The 20863-nt window shown below is 36.9% G+C and carries 16 protein-coding genes; 1 reads left to right on the top strand and 15 read right to left on the bottom strand.

All coding sequences use genetic code 11. The annotated features are described in order from the left end of the window. From A5821_RS03260 to A5821_RS03230, 7 genes are all read right to left on the bottom strand, one after another. A complete protein-coding gene (locus A5821_RS03260; RefSeq protein ID WP_086313068.1) occupies window positions 1-942 on the bottom strand; it encodes a DUF1803 domain-containing protein in 942 nt (313 codons plus the stop codon). A 106-nt stretch (window positions 943-1048) separates the two neighbouring features. Beyond that, a complete protein-coding gene (locus A5821_RS03255; RefSeq protein ID WP_086313067.1) occupies window positions 1049-1975 on the bottom strand; it encodes a manganese-dependent inorganic pyrophosphatase in 927 nt (308 codons plus the stop codon). A 96-nt stretch (window positions 1976-2071) separates the two neighbouring features. After that, the gene (gene pflA, locus A5821_RS03250; RefSeq protein ID WP_086313066.1) at window positions 2072-2836 is read right to left on the bottom strand and encodes a pyruvate formate-lyase-activating protein; all 765 of its coding nucleotides are present in this window, start codon (window positions 2834-2836) and stop codon (window positions 2072-2074) included. A gap of 65 nt (window positions 2837-2901) precedes the next feature. Further along, on the bottom strand, window positions 2902-5148 hold the full coding sequence (pflB, locus tag A5821_RS03245) for a formate C-acetyltransferase (RefSeq protein ID WP_086313065.1): 2247 nt from the start codon (window positions 5146-5148) through the stop codon (window positions 2902-2904). Window positions 5149-5434: 286 nt separating this feature from the next. After that, window positions 5435-7906, bottom strand: coding sequence for a DNA topoisomerase IV subunit A (parC, locus tag A5821_RS03240; RefSeq protein ID WP_086313064.1), 2472 nt, complete (start codon window positions 7904-7906; stop codon window positions 5435-5437). A gap of 12 nt (window positions 7907-7918) precedes the next feature. Continuing rightward, a complete protein-coding gene (parE, locus tag A5821_RS03235; RefSeq protein ID WP_086313063.1) occupies window positions 7919-9997 on the bottom strand; it encodes a DNA topoisomerase IV subunit B in 2079 nt (692 codons plus the stop codon). 122 nt (window positions 9998-10119) lie between these two features. Further along, window positions 10120-10545 (bottom strand): CoA-binding protein, encoded by a 426-nt coding sequence (locus tag A5821_RS03230; protein WP_086313062.1) that lies wholly within the window; start codon window positions 10543-10545, stop codon window positions 10120-10122. A gap of 116 nt (window positions 10546-10661) precedes the next feature. On the opposite strand from A5821_RS03230, the gene plsY reads away from it, so the two are divergent. Further along, window positions 10662-11294 (top strand): glycerol-3-phosphate 1-O-acyltransferase PlsY, encoded by a 633-nt coding sequence (gene plsY, locus A5821_RS03225; RefSeq protein WP_086313061.1) that lies wholly within the window; start codon window positions 10662-10664, stop codon window positions 11292-11294. Between the two features lie 53 nt (window positions 11295-11347). On the opposite strand, the gene A5821_RS03220 is transcribed toward plsY, so the two are convergent. From A5821_RS03220 to dprA, 8 genes are all read right to left on the bottom strand, one after another. After that, window positions 11348-12223: an aldose 1-epimerase family protein gene (locus tag A5821_RS03220; protein ID WP_086313060.1), complete on the bottom strand. Its 876-nt coding sequence runs from the start codon at window positions 12221-12223 to the stop codon at window positions 11348-11350. Between the two features lie 12 nt (window positions 12224-12235). Continuing rightward, window positions 12236-13027, bottom strand: a complete 792-nt coding sequence (gene codY, locus A5821_RS03215; RefSeq protein WP_086313059.1) for a GTP-sensing pleiotropic transcriptional regulator CodY — start codon at window positions 13025-13027, stop codon at window positions 12236-12238. A gap of 122 nt (window positions 13028-13149) precedes the next feature. Beyond that, a complete protein-coding gene (gene hslU, locus A5821_RS03210; protein WP_086313058.1) occupies window positions 13150-14553 on the bottom strand; it encodes an ATP-dependent protease ATPase subunit HslU in 1404 nt (467 codons plus the stop codon). Between the two features lie 16 nt (window positions 14554-14569). Then, window positions 14570-15118 carry an HslVU peptidase proteolytic subunit gene (gene hslV, locus A5821_RS03205; protein ID WP_086313057.1) on the bottom strand — a complete coding sequence of 183 codons (549 nt, stop codon included), beginning with the start codon at window positions 15116-15118 and terminating at the stop codon, window positions 14570-14572. Between the two features lie 144 nt (window positions 15119-15262). Next, window positions 15263-16162 carry a tyrosine recombinase XerC gene (xerC, locus tag A5821_RS03200; protein ID WP_086313056.1) on the bottom strand — a complete coding sequence of 300 codons (900 nt, stop codon included), beginning with the start codon at window positions 16160-16162 and terminating at the stop codon, window positions 15263-15265. A 221-nt stretch (window positions 16163-16383) separates the two neighbouring features. Further along, window positions 16384-17709, bottom strand: a complete 1326-nt coding sequence (gene trmFO, locus A5821_RS03195) for an FADH(2)-oxidizing methylenetetrahydrofolate--tRNA-(uracil(54)-C(5))-methyltransferase TrmFO (RefSeq protein ID WP_086313055.1) — start codon at window positions 17707-17709, stop codon at window positions 16384-16386. A gap of 56 nt (window positions 17710-17765) precedes the next feature. Next, window positions 17766-19844, bottom strand: coding sequence for a type I DNA topoisomerase (gene topA, locus A5821_RS03190; RefSeq protein WP_086313054.1), 2079 nt, complete (start codon window positions 19842-19844; stop codon window positions 17766-17768). Between the two features lie 120 nt (window positions 19845-19964). Continuing rightward, window positions 19965-20846: a DNA-processing protein DprA gene (gene dprA / locus A5821_RS03185; protein WP_086313053.1), complete on the bottom strand. Its 882-nt coding sequence runs from the start codon at window positions 20844-20846 to the stop codon at window positions 19965-19967. Between the last annotated feature and the right edge of the window lie 17 nt (window positions 20847-20863).

Here is a 20863-nt window from a genome sequence, read left to right as displayed (position 1 = left end):
TTAGTGTTTGAAGTAACGAATTTGGTTTTGATTTGGAAAACATGTACTAAACAAAATGCTATATACTTGCATCTTATAGAATATACGTTGGTTCTGATCGTCAATGGTCTTCCATAACAACCTGAATTCTGTTTCTAGTTTATCTAGAGTAAGTTGGTTTTCTTCTGAAAGTTTATCATCCTCTAGATAAGTTGCTTCGAGAAATAATTCTCCTTCAGTATTTCTGATTAAGTCTTTTGTAGTTATCAAAGCCTCTTCAAAAATATTTGGTTTTCTTACTCTTGAAGGATTTCGCTTAGCAGAACGAATTACTTTTTGAATTTGGGCTATAAAATAATGGATGTCCACATCACCAATTATGTCTTGTAAGGGTTTGAAATGTTCAGGCAGCTCTACCCTTCTCGAAAGTAAATTGAAATAATTGGCCAAGTCAAACGGAATCTGATTCTCTTGATAAACAGACACAAATCGTAATGTATCATTCCCCTCCTCTCTTTTGCGATAGAATTGTAAAGAGAATGACTCTGGAGAAGATTCGATACCAAAAAAGTAACCCTCCTGCTCTTCTTCAAAAAGCAAGGACCACAGCCATTCCCCAAATATAAAGAAATTGACTTGTGATGAATTCTTTTGAACAATATTTCTTAATAGACTGGTTATTGTTTCAGGAATTTGTACGTTTTTTTGGGTGGAATATATTGGAAAGGTTAAATGATATCTTCTGTTTTTTCGCTCAAGAAGGCCATATTTGATTAACTTATCCAAATATAATTCTAAATTACTATCTGTTGGAATATTGGCTTTTATTTGACGTAATATCACATCTTGCTCGTTGTGGTTAGAAAGATAATCCACTATTTTTTTGAATAATGGATCAAAAATCAAGTTATTTAACTCTGTTTCATTTTTGTCTGTTGTAAAATAGTAGGTTGTATTTTTCACGATAAGATCACTCTTTCTTTAACCTAGATAAAAAATAAAAACTACAGGTGGAGTCATTAAAACACCACCTGTAGTTTATTAAGTTGCTAAATCAGATGTATAGTTTTTAACTAAATGCTTCTGTTAATTGAGGAACAACTTGCTTTTTACGAGAAACAACTCCATTTAAAAATGCACGGTTATTATCTAATTTCACCTTAAATGCTGCTTCTACTTTATCTAATGAATCTCCAATCACTAATAATTCAGAATCACTATTTAAAATATTTGTGATGATCAAGACGAATAAGTCATACCCATTCGCTGCGTTTGCGTTATTCATTGCCGCTTCTAGCTCTACTTGACGGTCTAGTACTTCATTTAGATCAACTGTATTGACTTGTGCGATACGAACGTTTTTATCTCCCATTGGGAAGCTTTTAGCATCCAAATCTAATAATGTTTCAGCTGATTTATCACTTAAATTTGTACCAGCTTTTAACATATCTAAACCATAGCCGTCTAAGTTGATTTCTGCGATATCTGCTAATTCATTTGCTGCATCGATATCTTCTTGTGTACATGTTGGTGATTTGAATAACAACGTATCTGAAATGATCGCTGACACCATCATCCCAGCAATTTGTTTAGGGATAGTGACATTGTTTTCTTTAAACATCTTTAAAACGATTGTACTTGTACAGCCTACGGGTTCTGCACGATAGTATAATGGATCAGCTGTCTCAAAGTTAGCGATACGGTGGTGATCGACTACAGCAAGGATAGTTAGATCTGCAATATCAGCAATACTTTGTTGGAATTCGTTGTGATCTACAAGCATGACTTGTTTTGTTTCATTAGCAGCGCTTTCTACGATTCTTGGTGCATCTACATTGAAGTAATCTAGTGCATATTGAGTTTCTTCGCTTGGTGCACCTAATGCTACAGCTTCTGTATCTTTACCTAGTTCTTTTTGTAAGTATGCAAAGCTGATTGCAGCTCCAATTGCATCTGTATCAGGATTTTGGTGTCCAAAAACAAGAATTTTTGACATAAAAATAGTTCACTCCTTCTTTTTTCTTCATTACTAATAATAACAAAAAATAGAAAAGAAACAACAATAATTGCCGCTCTTTTCTATTTTTATAAACTATCTTGTCGCAAAACCTTGATAGTCATCGACATGAAGTAGTTTTTTAGCATTTTCTACACGGTCTTCTTTAGGCGGCTCGATACCATTAAGTGGATATTCTAGGCCTAATTCATCCCATTTATATTTGCCCATTGTATGATACGGCAATACTTCAACTTTATCGACGTTTTTCAATGTTTTAATAAAAGTATCTAAACGGATTAAATACTCATCGTAGTCACTACGCTCTGGAACTAAAACGTGACGAATCCAAACCGGTTTACCAATTTCAGAAAGATATTGGGCCATTTCTAAAATATTTTCATTTCCTAATGAAGTCAGTAATTTGTGCTGTTCATTATCAATGTGTTTGATATCAAATAATAATAAATCAGTATAATTCATCAGTTCTTGAAATTGGCTAAAGAAAGGTTCTTCTCTCGTGAATGGTTTGCCACAAGTATCGATCGTTGTATGTATTCCTTTTTCTTTGGCTTTTTTAAATAAGTCAGTTAAAAATTCTAATTGAAGTAACGGTTCGCCACCGCTGACAGTGATGCCGCCTTTATCGCCCCAATAAGAACGATACTTGATTGCTTCATCCAAAACTTCATCTGTTGTAACTTCGCGTCCGCCAGAACCAATTTTCCAAGTGTCTGGGTTATGACAAAATTGACAACGCATGCGGCAACCTTGTGTAAAGACAATAAAACGAACGCCGGGTCCATCAACGGTCCCAAAATTTTCTGTAGAGTGGATTCTACCGATAACAGGAGTTGTCATTTCTCGTTCCTCATTTCTTTTAAAAAAAGGGCTGACACGAGGTCAACCCTTCAATTGTTTGTTTATTATAGTCTGTCGTGAGAAGTTCTAGAGATAACGTCTGCTTGTTGCTCAGGAGTTAAGTCACGGAATTTCACGGCATATCCAGATACACGAATTGTTAAGTTAGGGTATTTTTCTGGATGAGCTTGCGCATCTAATAATAATTCATTTGTGAATACGTTAACGTTCAAGTGGTAACCGCCTTTATCAAAGTAGCCGTCCATTACGTTACGTAAGTTGTCGATTCTTGTGTCATCATCTTTACCTAAACCGTTAGGGTTGATTGTTTGTGTATTAGAAATTCCATCTAATGCACTTGTATATTCTAATCTAGCAGTTGAGTTAAGTGATGCTAAAAGACCATTTTTCTCACCTAAGAATTTACCATCTTGGTAACTTGGGTTAGCACCAGGTGCTAATGGTTTACCCGCACGACGACCATCTGGTGTGTTACCAGTTGCTTTACCATAAACAACGTTTGAAGTGATTGTTAATAGAGATGTTGTTGGTTTTGCATTACGGTACGTATGTTGACGTCTGATTTGAGTCATGAAGTATTCAAGGATCCAGTTAGCCATTGCATCTGCTTCTTCATTATCGTTACCATAAGTTGGGAACTCATTTTGAGGAACATAGTCAATTGCTAATCCATCTTCATCACGGATCACTTGTACATTACCATGTTTGATCGCCATTACTGAGTCTGCAGCATGTGAAATCCCTGCAATCCCTGTTGCGAAAGTACGGTTTAAGTTGCTTTCCATGAAGGCTAATTGTGCTGCTTCATAAGAATATTTATCATGCATATAGTGGATAACATTTAAAGTATTTACATATAATTCAGCTAACCAATCCATAATATCTTTATAACGATCGATAAATTCGTTGTAGTCTAAAGTATCGCCAGTCATTGGACGGAATTTAGGAGCTACTTGCATCTTCGTTTTTTCGTCTACCCCACCATTGATTGCATAAAGGACAGCTTTCGCTAAGTTGGCACGAGCACCGAAGAATTGCATATCTTTACCCATAACTGTTGCAGACACACAACATGCAATTGCACAGTCATCTGATCCCCAGTTAGCGCGTAATAAGTCATCATTTTCAAATTGGATAGATGAACTTTGTTTCGCAATTTTAGAAGCGAATGTTCTGAATCCAACTGGTAAATGTGAAGAATATAACACAGTTAAGTTTGGTTCTGGAGATGGTCCCATGTTTGTTAATGTGTGTAAGATACGGAAATCACTCTTAGTCACTAATGAACGGCCATCTAAGCCCATACCAGCGATTGATAATGTTGCCCAAATTGGGTAACCAGAGAATAATTGGTTATATTCTGGAGTACGAGCGAATTTAACCATACGTAATTTCATGATTAAGTGATCGATCATTTCTTGTGCTTCAAATTCAGTGATCAATCCAGCGTCTAAATCACGTTGGATATAGATATCTAAGAATGCTGAGATACGTCCGATAGACATTGCAGCACCATTTTGTGATTTGATTGCTCCTAGGTAACCGAAGTATAACCATTGGATTGCTTCTTTGGCATTTTCAGCTGGTTTAGAGATATCAAAACCATAAGTTGAAGCCATTTCTTTAAGATCAGCCATTGCTCTGATTTGTTCAGAGATTTCTTCTCTTAAACGAATAACATCATCTGTCATTACTTTGTTACCAGTGTTGCTTAAATCTTTTTTCTTTTCAGCAATTAAGAAGTCCATTCCGTATAATGCAATACGACGGTAGTCACCGATGATACGACCACGACCATAAGCATCTGGAAGACCTGTGATGATTTTGTTTTTACGTGCTGATCTCATTTCTGGTGTATAAGCATCGAAAACACCTTGGTTGTGTGTTTTTCTCCACTCTGTGAATATTTTAGACATTTCAGAGTCTACTTCATATCCATTTGATGTTAAAGAGTTGTTTGCCATATTGATACCGCCAAATGGCATAAATGCTTGTTTTAATGGAACATCCGTTTGTAAACCAACGATTGTTTCTTCTTCTTTGATCAAATATCCAGGTTCGTGTGATGTAATGGTTGCAGGAATGTTGCTGTCCATGTCGTATACACCATTTTTTTCATGTTGTACTTCAAATAATTCCTGTAATTTTGTCCATAATTTGTCTGTGCTTGGCGCGATTTGTTCTAGGAAAGAATCATCACCTGTGTATTCAGTGTAGTTTCTTTGAATAAAGTCACGTGTGTCTACTGATGTTTTCCATTTGTCGCCTTTAAAGCCTTTCCATTGCTCCATTGTGGGCCTCCTTAGTATGCTGAAATCTACTGTAACAGCTTTATGTGATTAGTATAACACATCGCGGATTTTATGCAAGCCTTTCCTTACTATATTTTGAACTAACCACTGTTTTTACGACCTATTTCAACTCGAAAAGCTTATATAACAACGTTTTGCATTTGTGATAAAATTAACTAACTTGTTTTTTGTTGATATTGAAAGTAAGAAATCTGTTATACAAAAAAGGGTATCTGTGCTAGTACAGATACCCTTTTTTGCTAATTATATAGAACAGTTATATGAATTATTTAGAATTTTCTTCTTCTTTTGCTTCTAGTTCAGCTGTATGCATTTCATGTACTTCAAGAATTTCACCATCTTGTTTTTCATCAAGCATAAAGGAACCGTTTGATGTTCGATCATTAATTGGATACTTTTCAGAGTCAATCGTATACTGCTTACCGTTTTGTGTTGTAACTAATAGTTCTAATGGGCTGCTTTCCGACATAAAGGTTACACGATGTGGATTTTTTTTCAATTCTCTAAGAACCATCAATCCTCGTTTGGCACGTCCCAGTTGAGGTAATTCTTGAGCTAGCATTCGTTTAATGCTTCCTCGCTGTGTTAACATCACGATCGGGGTATCGCCGTCTTCATGAACTAATAAACCATTCACTACATAATCTTGCTCTTTCAAGTTCATGGCTTTAACACCGGCAGCTTTGGCACCTACTACAGGTACTTCTTCTAGTGGATAGCGTAAACCAAAGCCACGATGGCTAACTAAAAAGACATCTAAGATTTTTTGTTCATTTGTCAAATAGACATTTACAATTTCATCAGTTTCAGATTTTAGTTTCATACAGTTTGTTGGGCGACTCTTATAGGTCCTCCAAGGTTCAAAATCGGTCATTTTACTTTGTTTGATCATGCCTTCTTTTGTCATAAAGACAAATGTTTTGGTTGGAGATAGTTCTTTATAGGTATAAACAGCTATAATCGATTCGTCGATTGAGAGATTTAAAATAGCTTGTGAAATATGTTCACCTATTTCCTTCCATCTCAAGTCTGGAAGTTCGTGGACTGGTCGATAAATCACATTTGCTTTATTTGTAATCAGCAAGATGTGATCTAATGTATTGACTTCTCCTGTGTAAAGCAGGAAGTCCCCGTCTTTCATTCCCACTTCTTCTGGTTTCGATGCGCTGTAAGAGCGTAAACTGCTGCGCTTGATGTACCCTTCATGGGTAACCGTAACAACTACATCTTCTTGAGCAATCAGAACCTTCGTATCAATCTTGATTTCTTGAATTTCATCTTCGATTTGTGTCAGGCGTGGATTACCATATTGTTTTTTGACTTCACGTAATTCTTTTTTCATCACGTTGAATAATTCTTTTTCATCACTCAGAATTTTTGTCAACTCAGTAACAAGCTGGTTTAACTCTTCCGCTTCTTTTTCAAGTTGCGTAATATCTGTATTGGTTAAACGATACAATTGTAACGTCACAATCGCTTCTGCTTGTTCTTCAGTAAAGGCATAGGCTTTGACTAAATTCGTTTTAGCATCTTTTTTATCTTTACTACCACGGATCGTTTCGATCACTTTATCTAAGATCGATAAGGCTTTGATTAGACCGGCAACGATGTGTTGGCGTTTTTTTGCCTTATTCAATTCATATTGACTGCGGTTAGTGATCACTTGTTTACGGTGCGCAATATAACTATCTAAAATACGTTTTAGACCCACTTGTTGTGGTGTCATATTATCAATAGCAACCATGTTGAAGTTATAGTTGATTTGTAACTCAGTATTCTTGAAAAGATAATTCAAAATGCCTTCAGCATTTGTATCTTTTTTTAATTCGATCGCGATTTGTAAGCCTGTCCGGTCACTTTCATCACGAACTTCGGCAATTCCATCGATTTTTTTGTTTAAGCGGACTTCATCCATCTTCTTAACTAGAGTCGCTTTATTGACTTCATAAGGAATTTCGGTGACAATAATTTGCTGTTTGCCGCCTTTTAAAGGTTCAATTCTTGTTTTAGAGCGAAGGATTACTTTGCCACGACCTGTTTCATAGGCTTTTTTGATTTCTTCTTTCCCTTGTAGAATTCCACCTGTCGGGAAATCCGGTCCTGGAATAAATTCCATCAGTTTATCTAATGTCGCATTTGGGTGGTCGATCAGATAAATCGTACCATCAATGATCTCAGCTAGATTGTGCGTAGGAATTTCTGTAGCATAACCCGCTGAAATCCCAGTTGAACCATTCACTAATAAGTTAGGATATTTTGCAGGTAAAACAGTCGGCTCTTTTTCAGTATCATCAAAGTTCCAAACAAAATCCACTGTTTCTTTTTCGATATCTTTTAAAAGTTCTCCACTTAATTCAGATAAACGAGCCTCGGTATAACGCATTGCAGCTGGCGGATCACCGTCCATACTTCCGTTATTCCCGTGCATTTCGATTAAAACTTCACGAAGTTTCCAATCTTGGCTTAAACGAACCATTGCTTCATAGATACTGCTGTCACCGTGGGGATGGTAATTCCCCATGATATTTCCGACTGATTTTGCGGATTTTCTAAAACTTTTTTCAAAGGTATTTCCATCTTTGTTCATGGAGAATAAAATTCTACGTTGTACAGGTTTTAACCCGTCACGAATATCAGGTAGGGCCCGTTCTTGAATGATATATTTGGAATATCTTCCAAAACGATCGCCCATTACTTCTTCAAGCGTTAATTCTTGAATATCTTGGCGTTTTTCCAAATTTGTCACTCCCTACTCTAAATCAAATAAACTGATTTCTTCTGCCGCTTCGGCCTCTGCATTTATACGTTCAGTTTCTTCTTTTTTTTCTTCATCTAGTACTTCATTTGAAATGGATGGTGAAATCTCCGTCTCGCCATCTTTTCTATCTAAGATGCTGCCATCTTCTTCTAAAGTAAATTGTACATGGCGCTCGATCCATTTTCTTCTTGGTTCGACTTTATCGCCCATAAGAGTCGTTACACGGCGTTCTGCTTGCGCAGCATCATCTATTCTTACACGGATCAAAGTACGTGTCTCAGGGTCCATTGTGGTCTCCCACAGCTGATCTGCGTTCATTTCCCCTAGACCTTTGTAGCGTTGTAGCATATAGCCTTTACCGACTTGTTCTGTTACGTTAGATAATTCTTCGTCTGTCCAAGCATATTCGGTTACTGCTTTTTTACCGATCCCTTTTGATACCTTATATAGAGGCGGCAACGCAATGTAAATTTTACCTGCTTCAATCAGCGGTTTCATATAACGATAAAAGAATGTTAGTAATAAGACTTGGATGTGAGCACCATCGGTATCCGCATCGGTCATGATAATAACTTTATCATAATTACAGTCTTCAATTGAAAATTCTGGTCCAACACCTGCTCCGATTGTATAAATCATTGTGTTGATTTCTTCGTTTTTCAAAATATCCTGCATTTTTGCTTTTTCAGTATTTAGAACTTTACCACGCAACGGTAAGATCGCTTGGAACTTTCTATCCCGACCTTGTTTAGCTGAACCCCCGGCAGAATCTCCTTCGACTAAGTATAATTCATTTCGTTTGGGATTACGTGATTGCGCTGGTGTTAGTTTTCCAGATAAAAGAGATTCCCCTTTTTTCCGTTTTTTGCCATTTCGACTTTCTTCACGAGCTTTACGAGCTGCTTCACGAGCTTCACGAGCTTTGATTGCTTTACGAATCAATTGTTGGCTCATTTCACTGTTTTCTTGTAGATAAAAACCCATCTGTTCTCCCACAACGTTATCTACCGCATTTCGAGCCATTGGGGTTCCTAATTTTTCTTTGGTTTGACCTTCAAATTGCAATAAATTTTCAGGAACACGGATTGATAAAACAGCAGCTAATCCTTCACGGAAGTCACTCCCCTCAAGATTTTTGTCTTTTTCTTTTAATAATCCGACTTTTCTAGCATATTCATTGTATGCTTTCGTCATTGAAGACTTCATCCCGACTTCATGGGTTCCACCATCTTTTGTGCGGACATTATTTACAAAGGAAAGAACATTTTCTGAATAGCCGTCATTGTATTGATAGGAAAGTTCAACTTCGATTCCGTCCTTTTCACCTGAAAAATAAACAACGGGTGTCAAGGTATCTTTTTCTTCATTAAGATAGGCAACGAATTCTTTGATACCTTCTTCATAATGAAAAATTTCTTCTTTAGGCTCTTCACCTCTGAGGTCTGTTAGGGAGATTTTTACGCCTTTTAATAAGAAGGCAGATTCTCTTAAGCGCTCTGCTAATGTATCGTATGAAAAATGAATAGTGGAAAAAATAGTATCATCTGGTAGGAAAATGACAGATGTTCCATTCTTTTTATTCGTTTTTCCAACTTTTTTTAGCGTACCTACAGGTTTTCCGCCATTCTCAAAACGTTCCATGTATTCTACACCATCACGAACGATTCTAACTTCTAACCAGCTAGACAATGCATTAACAACACTGGCACCCACACCATGCAATCCGCCAGAGGTTTTATAGCCGCCTTGACCAAATTTTCCTCCTGCGTGAAGTACGGTGAAGATTACTTCTACAGTTGGGATTCCAGACGCGTGCATTCCAACGGGCATTCCCCGACCTGAGTCAGTTATTTTGATGCTATTATCTTTTTGGATCGTCACACTGATTTCATTACCGTAACCGGATAATGCTTCATCAACTGCGTTATCAACGATTTCATAGACTAAATGATGTAATCCACGGCTGTCTGTGGAGCCGATGTACATTCCTGGTCTTTTTCGTACAGCTTCCAATCCTTCTAAAACTTGGATGGAGGCGTCATTGTATTCATTGTTTACTTTTTTCGCCAAAGAAAAAACTCCTTATTCTTGAATTATAGGGCGCGAGGCCACATCATTACAATAATACTCTAAAAGCTCTCAAAAAAAAAGAGCTTTCCTAAACGGCCACTCTTTCTTAAGATCATGTGCATCTATTTCGGCATTTCAGCTAATTCAATTTTAATGCAACGATTCATTATAATAGCATTTCTACCTGCTTTTTTCAACAGTTCCGCAGCTTCTTGACTTTCAAGACCCAATTGAGCCCAGAAAACTTTGGCATTTGTTTCTATAAAATCTTGAGCAACTTCTGGCAAAAATTCACTACGCCGGAAAATATCGACAATGTCGATTTGACCTGGCACATCTTGTAATCTCTCGTACACGTGTTCACCAAGAATTTTTTGTCCAGCTAATATGGGGTTTACAGGAATGATTTCATAACCATATTCTTGCAGTAATTTGGCTATTTTGTAGCTTGTTCGATCTTCTTTTCCGCTTAATCCAACGATAGCAATTCGTTTCGCTTGTTTTAGGTAATTAAAAATTTCTTCTTGCGAGGGGTTTTCTACAGGCATTTTGCTCATCCTTTCAAATTTCTCTTCATTTCATTATACAACGAATATTTAATTATTGTTAGCTGTTTCTATTCATGATAAAATAAATGCTAGTTTGAACGGAAAGAGGTTGCTCAATGAAATTCTTTGTGCTATTGATTATAGCTTATCTACTTGGTTCCATCCCTTCGGGTGTTTGGGTTGGAAAACTTTTTTTTAAAAAAGATCTTCGCCAATTTGGCAGCGGCAATACGGGAACGACGAATACGTTTAGGGTTTTAGGGAAAAAAGCTGGTATAGCTGTTTTACTAATGGACATTTTAAAAGGAACGTTAGCAACTAGTTTACCGCTACTATTTTCTTTGAATGTTAACCCGTTGGTTTTTGGTGTTGCAGCAGTTTTAGGTCATACATTTCCAATCTTTGCAAATTTCAAAGGAGGAAAAGCTGTCGCGACAAGTGCAGGGATGATTTTGGCTTACAATCCAGCATTTTTTGTTTATTCTGCCTTAATTTTTATTATTATGTTATACATTACTAGCATGGTAAGTTTGACTAGTATGATTAGTGCTGTATTGATTACTCTTTCAACCATTATATTGCCAGTTGCGATCCCTGCTATCTTGCCTCAATTTGATTGGTTGTTGACGATGATTGCTTTTGCTTTAACAATTTTTATTTTTATTCGTCACAAAGATAATATTAAACGAATAAAGGACGGTACTGAAAGTCGCGTACCTTTTGGGTTGGGCGCAAAAAAAGAAAACTAAAAACTAGGATACAAAGTATTATAGACTTTGTATCCTAGTTTTTTATTTCAGTCTTATTTAGCTGTAAGAGTGTATTGTGTTTTAAAGACTTCTGCTGCGGCTAAATTATTGATCCCCTTTTTGTCAACAAGGTTTCCGGTAGCATTTACTTCATCTGCAATGCCGCACCACGGCTCTATACAAACGAATGGTGCTTCTTGTGGATAAGGAGACCAAATTCCCACATAAGGCATGTCAGAGTAGCTTAAACTAATACTGTGAGGCCCTTCGTCTGTTTCAATCGTAAACGTATTGACTCCTTTAGTCTCAAAGATAATAGCGTCATTTTTGAAAAGTTCTCTACGAATATCCAGACTTGTATTTGTCTGCCCTAATGTTTTATGCTCGAAATCTGCGAAAGGTCCAGCTAAAGGAATCTGAGTACGTGATTTCTTAGGTGAAAAACTCAAATAATAATCATCAAACGTCAAGCTTTGTTCTAAAGGAACGTTAAAAGCAGGATGACCGCCGATTGAAAAATACATTTCACTGTTCCCTGTATTCTCAACTTGATAATTAACCACCAAGTTATCTGCTTCTAAGGCATAAGATAGAATCAACTCAAAATCAAATGGATACACTTTTTTTGTCTCTTTATTACTTTTTAATGATAGTGAAACTAACTCGGAACCGTGTTCGATCACTTCAAAAAGACTATCTCTAGCAAATCCGTGTTGACTCATAGGATATGTTTGATTTTCATATGTGTATCGATCATCTTTTAGGCGACCAACGACTGGAAATAACACGGGCGCATGACGACCCCAAAAAGCTGGATCTGCTTGCCAAATGTATTCTATATTATTTTTCTTTGATTTCAAGCTAACTAGCTCAGCACCATCTTCAGCAATCGTGGCGATCAAAAATTCATTTTCAATTTGTACAGTCATTTCTACGACCTCCTACTTGTTATCTTTTTCCAATTCTTTAATAAATTGTTTGTTTAAGACTTTCAGATACGTTCCTTTCATACCTAGAGATCGTGATTCAATGATTCCGGCAGATTCTAATTTTCTTAATGCGTTCACAATCACAGAACGAGTGATTCCGATTTCATCTGCAATACTAGACGCAGTTAGTCTACCCTCTTCACCATCTAAAGCTTTGAAAATCGCTTGGACTGCTTTTAATTCACTGTAAGATAATGTATTGATTGCCATTTGTACAGCAGTTGCACTCCGAACATTTGCCTCGATGTTTCTTGATTGTTGGTATAGGATCTGCATCCCAACAACAGTTGCGCTATATTCGGCTAAAACTAAATCATCTTCGTCAAACGATTGTTCTACTCTAGCTAAAATAATTGTTCCTAAACGTTCACCTGCTCCAAACATTGGAACGATCGTTGTTAGACCAAAAGGATATTTCTCACGCAGCTCAACAGGAAAGGCAGTTAAATCACTGGTGATTGAAATATTCGCTTCTGTTTTGACTAAGTTGTCAGCAGCGTCTGTATAGCTTTGCGGAAATCGTTTTTCTTCGAACATGTGTTTAACGCGGGCATTATTCACATCTAACTTTTCGTTATACCCTAACAAAACGCCTTCGTTACTGATAATGTAGGCATTGCTATCTAAGACATCGCCTAAAATCACCGCCATTTTGTCGTATGGTAATTCTGCTTTTTGATCAAACGTATTTTTTTGTTGTAACAGTTTATTGATTTGACGGGTTTTTTCTAATAAAGTAGTCATTTTTACTCCTCCTAATTTAAAAGCTGAGCGGACTCTTCCTGCTATGAAAGTAAAGCAAGAAAAATGAAGCGTACTCTTTATTTTTCTTTTTTAGAGGAACAAGCCAGCAAAGCTAAATAATACTAAAGAATGTAGCGGCTCAAATCTTCATTTTGAACAATACTATTTAATTTTTCATTTACATAAGCTTCTGTTATTGTAATTTCACCCATTTGCATATCAGGAGCTTCAAATAGCAAATCTTCCAACAAACGTTCTAGAATCGTATGCAGACGACGAGCTCCGATATTATCAGTGTCACGGTTAACGTTAAACGCAATATTGGCGATTCGCTCGATGGCTTCTTTCGTAAAGATTACTGTGACATTCTCAGTACCGATCAAAGCAATATATTGCTTGATCAAGGCGTTATTCGGTTCTGTTAAGATTCTTACAAAATCTTCAGCTGTTAGATCGTCTAATTCAACACGAATTGGGAAACGACCTTGTAATTCAGGGATCAAGTCACTTGGTTTAGATAAATGAAATGCTCCGGATGCGATAAATAATATGTGATCCGTTTGAATTGGACCGTATTTTGTATTGACTTGTGAACCTTCAACAATAGGTAAAATATCACGTTGGACTCCTTCACGAGAAACTTCACCCGAATTTTGTTGGCTTTTGGAAGTGATTTTATCAAACTCATCTATGAAAATAATTCCGCTACTTTCGGCTAAACGAATTGCCTCACTATGAATATCGGCATCTTTGACGATTTTTGCAGATTCTTCTTTTACTAATAATTCTTGAGCTTCTTTCACTGTGACAGTTCGCTCCACTTTTTTCTTAGGAGATAGAGCTCCTAAAGTTTCGTTTAGATCTATTCCCATCTGTTCCATACCAGCATTCATAGCAGGCATTGTTTTTTTAGGTTCTTCGATTTCGATAGTGACTTCACGATTATTTAATAACCCTTTTTCGAGTTGCTCAAGAATCGTCTTACGGTTAACTTTGATTTCCTCAGTTACTTCTTCTTGTGTTTCTTGAGGTTGTTGTGTACTGTTGAACATTTGCATCATTTGTTCAAACTGATTGTTTGATGTTTGTTTTTGCTCTTTTTTAATTCCTGGTACTAGCACTTTTACCAATCGATTATTTGCTTTTTTTAAAGCTTGTGAGTAAACGCGGCTGTATTGTTGTTTTTCCACGATTTGTATAGCCTGTTCAACTAAGTCACGAACCATGGATTCCACATCTCGACCAACATAGCCGACTTCTGTAAACTTAGTTGCTTCAACTTTTATAAAAGGTGCATTCACAATTTTCGCTAAACGTCTAGCAATCTCTGTCTTTCCTACACCCGTGGGTCCGATCATCAGCATATTTTTAGGTGTTACATCTTGCTGCATTTTTTCTTCAAGTTGCAAGCGACGATATCTATTTCTTAAAGCGACTGCAACTGATTTTTTAGCTGTTTCTTGTCCAATAATATATTCATCTAATTCTTTCACAATTTCTCTCGGTGTTTTATTCAATTCATTCATGGTCATTGTCCCCCATTTACAATTCTTCTACAATAATGTTGTGATTTGTAAAGACGCAGATATCTGCGGCAATGTTTAATGCATTTTTAGCGATTTCTTTTGCAGACATTTCTTTGTCTCCGTAATGTTTCATAGCACGTGCTGCAGATAATGCAAAGTTACCGCCAGAACCGATTGCTAAAATGCCATCGTCTGGAGTGATTACTTCTCCCGTGCCCGAAACTAACAGCATTTCTTTATCGTTCATAACGATCAACATCGCTTCTAATTTTTGCATAGATTGCTGAGTCCGCCATTCTTGAGCCAACTCAACTGCAGCACGAGTTAGATTTCCATTGTATTCGTTTAACTTACCTTCAAATTTTTCTTCTAATGTAAAAGCATCTGCTACACTTCCAGCAAATCCGACAACAACTTCATCATTGTAGATTCTGCGGACTTTTTTAGCAGTCCCTTTCATAACAACAGATTCGCCCATTGTTACTTGGCCATCACCAGCCATTGCAAATTTCCCGTCTTTTTCAACAGCACAAATCGTTGTTGAATGAAATTGTGATTCAACCATTATAGTTCCTCCTAAATTTAAAAACGTAGTAGGCTTATTTACCCTTGATAGAAAATAGAGAAATATAAAAGTGGTATTTTTTGCCCCAATCATATTGTATTTTTTTCGAAGAGTTAGCCTATGAGTTCGTTAAAAATTTCCTCATTATGCACGAGGATGAAATGTTCGATAATTTTTTTGTAAGCTTTCTTTTGTTACATGGGCATAAATCTGCGTAGTAGATAAATCAGAGTGTCCCAATAGTTCTTGAACTGTTCGCATGTCAGCACCATTGTTTAATAAATGGGTTGCAAATGTATGGCGCAACATGTGAGGATGAATATCGCTATTTAATGTACTTTTTTTAATAAGTTGATTTAAAATGTATTCAACTCCTGTTGGCGTGATTTGTGCCCCGTGATGATTTACAAAGACAAAGGCATGTTCTTGCTGATATTTGTCCATCAAGACGGCCCGTCCGTTTTCTAAGTACTCTTTCAATGCATCTTCAGCGAAAGAGCCAAAAGGCACATAACGGTCTTTATTCCCTTTTCCGTGAATCAACAATACATTGGCAGAAAAATCAATTGATTGTAAAGTTAAGTTTGTACATTCACTTACACGGATACCAGTTCCATAAAGAATTTCTAACAATGCTTGATTTCTCAAATCTAACGGTTTCGTTCCTTTAGCACTTTCGAATAAAGCATCCATTTCTTTTTCATAGAAGAAGCGAGGAAGGCGTAATTGTTTTTTCTTCATATGGACATAGGAAAAGGGATTTTCCTTGATTGCTTCATTTTTAAGTAAAAATTGATAAAAAGATCGTAAACTGGCAATTTTTCTACTTATAGAATTTCGGCTGTATTCTTTGTCGTAGAGAAAACTAAGATAGGTTCGAATATCTAAATGATCCACCTTCAAGTAATCTGGCTCTCCAGAATTCTTTAAAAAATCAAAAAAGTTCATAATGTCTTCTTCATAAGCGATTTTAGTCTTTTCAGAATACCCACGTTCAACAATTAAATAATCTAAAAATAATTCTGGCCATTTTTTTTTCTGCATAGACACTTCCCCCAATAAATTACAAAGTAACTTTAGCATAACCATTTTGAAAAAACAAACGAATTGTCAGAATTTAATCAATATTTTCAAATTTGGTAACAATTTATTCATATTTTACTTTAAATGCTCATAAATTATAAGTGTAATTTAATTTTTTGTTCGCTTGCCAATCAATAATCAAAAGACCAAGACAAATTGAACAGTTTGTCTTGGTCTTTTGATTATTTAGTTTGTTCCACAAGATTTAGGTCTTGTGTCACTTTGGCTAACGTCGTTAATGCTCTGTCTGCGATTGCTTCATAGCGTTCTTTTTTATCTTTGATTCTTTCTGGCATTTCTGGGAATAGCCCAAAATTAGCATTCATAGGTTGGAAATGTTTGCCTTCTGCATGGGTAATATAATACGCCATACTTCCTAGAGCTGTTTCTCTTGGAAAGACTACAGGTTCTTCCCCTTTTGCTAAACGAGCAGCGTTCATTCCAGCAAGTAAACCACTAGCTGCACTTTCGACATAACCTTCAACGCCCGTCATTTGTCCAGCGAAGAACAGATTTTCTCTTTTTTGAGATTGGTATGTTGGCTTCAATAATTCTGGTGAATTCATAAAACTATTCCGGTGCATCACACCATAGCGAACAAATTCAGCATTTTCTAAACCTGGAATCATTTGGAAAACACGTTTTTGTTCCCCCCACTTTAGATGTGTTTGGAAACCAACTAGATTGTATAAAGAAGCGGCTGCATTATCCTGGCGCAATTGAATAACAGCATATGGGCGTTTACCTGTCTTAGGATCTTCCAATCCAACTGGTTTTAACGGACCGAATAACATAGTTTTGATGCCACGTTTAGCCATTACTTCGATTGGCATACAACCTTCAAAGAACTTCTCTTTTTCAAAGGTTTTTAACGGGACAACTTCAGCTGAAATCAAGGCTTCATAAAATGCTTTGAATTCTTCTTCTGTCATTGGGCAGTTTAGATAAGCGGCTTCACCTTTATCGTAGCGGGATTTCAGGTATACTTTATCCATATCGATCGTTGATTTATCAACGATTGGAGCGGCTGCATCATAGAAATAGAAACCATCTGATCCATTAAACTCTTTGATTTGCTCTGCTAATGATTCTGAAGTTAACGGTCCAGTTGCAACAATTACTATTCCTTCGGGTATTGCAGTGATTTCTTCATTTTTTACAGTAATCAACGGATGATTTTTGATTTTCGCTGTAATTTCTTGTGAGAATGTATCACGATCAACTGCTAAAGCACCACCAGCTGGTACTGCTGTTTTGTCTGCACTACTAATAATGATTGAATCTAAGCGACGCATTTCTTCTTTTAATACTCCCACAGCATTTGTTAAGTTGTTTCCTCGTAGTGAATTGGAACAAACTAACTCAGCAAAATTTTCTGTTTGATGGGCAGGCGTCTTTTTAACTGGACGCATTTCATAAAGGGTTACTGGGACACCAGCATTTGCAACTTGCCAAGCGGCCTCACTGCCAGCCAAACCAGCACCGATAACTGTTACAGAAGTAGACATATATTTCCTCTTTTCTTCAAAAAACCAACGGGATTTTCCGCTGGTTTTTAACTTTCTTATTTTTGAACATTTTCTTCGTAATCACCATTGATACAAACGACTTGTTTCCCGCCTTTAACTTTCTTTTCGACGAGATACTGTCCACATTTTGGACATGGACGACCGATTGGTTTGTCCCAAGAAGTAAACTCACACTCTGGATAACGACTGCAACCATAGAATAATCGATTCTTTTTAGATTTGCGTTCAATGACTTGACCTTCATTACAGACTGGACAAGTCACGCCGATTTCTTTAACGATCGCTTTAGTGTTTCGACATTCTGGAAAGTTACTACATGCAAAGAACTTGCCGTAACGTCCTAGCTTGATTACCATCGGGTGACCGCAAAGATCACAATCAAAACCTGCTGGCTCATCTTTGATCTGTATTTTTTCGATTTTTTCTTCTGCATTCGTCAACTCTTTTTCAAATGGTTGGTAGAAACGATCGACGACTTCTACCCATTTTTCTTGACCAATCCCGATTTTGTCTAAATCGCCTTCCATTGAAGCTGTAAAGTGGACATCCACAATTTGCGGGAAGAATTCAACAATCAACGAGTTGACAATTTCACCTAATTCAGTTGGCTCAAATCGCTTATTCGTCAATTTAACATAATAACGTCTTTGAATCGTTTCTAAAGTGGGTGCATAAGTAGAAGGGCGACCTACACCATTTTCTTCTAGGGCACGAATCAAGGTTGCTTCACTAAATCTTGCTGGTGGTTGTGTGAAATGTTGTTTTGGTTCGATATCAAGAGCATTCACTTTGTCACCCTCAGCCAAATCGGGAAGGATATTTTCTTTATCCTCTTTACCGTCATCACGACCTTCAACATAAACTTGCATGAACCCTTTGAATTTCACCTTAGCCCCATTGGCGATGAAAATCACGCCGTTTTGTTCTAATGTTACCTTCATTGTATCTAATACAGCAGGTGTCATTTGACTAGCAACTAAACGTGACCAAATCAAAGTATAAAGTTTTAACTGATCTTTGTCTAGGTATTGTTTGATTTCATTTGGCGTACGCATTACGCTTGATGGACGAATGGCTTCATGGGCGTCTTGAGCACCTTGAGCATTTTTCACTTTGCGTCCGCCGTGAGCTGAAAACTCACTTCCATATGTTTTTTCAATATACTCAGCTACTTCTACTTTAGCTGAATCTGCTATTCTGGTAGAATCAGTACGCATATAGGTAATCAACCCCACTGTTCCCTGTTTCCCTAGAGCAATTCCCTCATATAATTGTTGAGCGACCATCATGGTTTTTCGGGTTCTGAAGTTTAATTTTCTAGCTGCTTCTTGTTGTAGGCTACTCGTTGTAAAAGGTAGCGCAGGATTTCTCTTACGTTCTTTTTTCTCAACTTTTGTTACATCGTACTCTTTTCCTTTGATTCGTGTAGTGACTTCTTTGACGGCTTCAGCGTTTGGTAATTTTTTCTTTTTACCATCTAATCCCCAGAAATTCGCTTTGAATTTCTTTTTCGCTTTTTGGAAATTGCCATCAATACTCCAGTATTCTTCGGGAATAAACTTACGGATGTCATTCTCACGATCAATTATGATTTTAAGAGCTACCGATTGTACACGTCCAGCACTTAGTCCTTTTTTGACTTTTCTCCATAATATTGGACTGAGTGAATAGCCAACTAGTCGGTCTAAAATCCGACGGGCTTGTTGCGCGTCAACCAAATCTAAATTGATTGTACGTGGTTCTTTAAAAGCAGCTTTTACCGCTTCTTTTGTAATTTCATTAAATACAACACGATTTTTATCATTTAAATCCAAGCCAAGAAGGAAAGACAGATGCCAAGCAATCGCCTCTCCCTCTCGGTCCGGATCGGCTGCGAGATAAACTTTTTCAGCTTTTTTAGCAGCGGCTTTTAAACTTTTGATTACATCGCCCTTACCCCGAATTGAGATATAGTGCGGTTCATAATTATTTTCAGTATCAACGCCCATTTTACTTTTGGGTAAATCTCGAATATGCCCAACACTGGCAACAACCTTATAGTTTTTTCCTAAATATTTTTCAATCGTTTTGGCTTTAGCTGGTGATTCTACAATAACTAGATATTTATACGCCATTCAACGTGTGGCTCCTTTCGGTTTTTGTGTTTCTTCTATTATATATATCAAAATGTAGAGAACTCACAAATCGTACTTCATCATATCTATTCATCAAAGGTTTGTCAAGGATTGATACAGCTAAATCGAAAAAAACTGAATTTCATCTAAAATATCTTGAGGACAAATTGTACATTTAGCGCCTTCCTGAATAAGACCGTGACAGCCATCTGATTGAGAATTAAATAGATTGCCTGGTACCGCAAATACTTCACGCCCGTACTCTAAAGCTGCTTGTGCAGTAATTAAGGATCCACTTTTTTTCCGTGCTTCGATTACACATGTACCTAAACTTAGGCCAGCAATGATTCGATTTCTCATAGGAAAATGATATTTTCTCGGTCCTGTACCATTGGGGTATTCACTTATGACTAATTGCTCGGTCATCATTTTCCGTTGAATGTGAGCTGTTTCCTTTGGGTAGCAAATATCAAGACCAGTTCCTATCACACCTATGGTATTTCCACCATGTTGCATTGTCACCTGATGGCTAACACTATCGATACCTTTTGCCAATCCGCTAACAATCGTCAAATCATTGCTGATCATCTCAGGGATCAATTGGCGTACAACATTGATTCCATATACAGAAGCCGCTCTTGCTCCAATGAAAGACAAGCAATTTTTTTCTAAGAGTTTTGGATTCCCTTTATAGAACAATAGTACTGGACAGTTGTAAATTTGTTTTAAATAGTAGGGATAGATTGCATCTAGGATCGTGATAAAGGTATGCGACTCTTGATACACTTTCAATTCGTCTGAATCAGCTGTCCAGCGATCCCAAGATTCAGAAAATAGCTTTTGATACGTTGTGATTCCAGCAATTTGTATAATTTCTTCTTTTGAAAAATCCGTACTGTTATTATACTTCATTGAAAAATCTAACACTTTCAGCATACCTATGTTGCCAATGCCATGACAAACAGCTAACTTAAAGAGTAAATCTCGTTGTTGTTCTTCCATAAAAAAACCTTCTTTCA

The sequence above is a fragment of the Enterococcus sp. 7F3_DIV0205 genome (assembly GCF_002141365.2).
GTDB classification, from domain to species: Bacteria; Bacillota; Bacilli; order Lactobacillales; family Enterococcaceae; genus Enterococcus_L; species Enterococcus_L palustris.
Note: the sequence above shows the minus strand (reverse complement) of the source record. Positions and strands in the feature narration are given on the sequence as shown.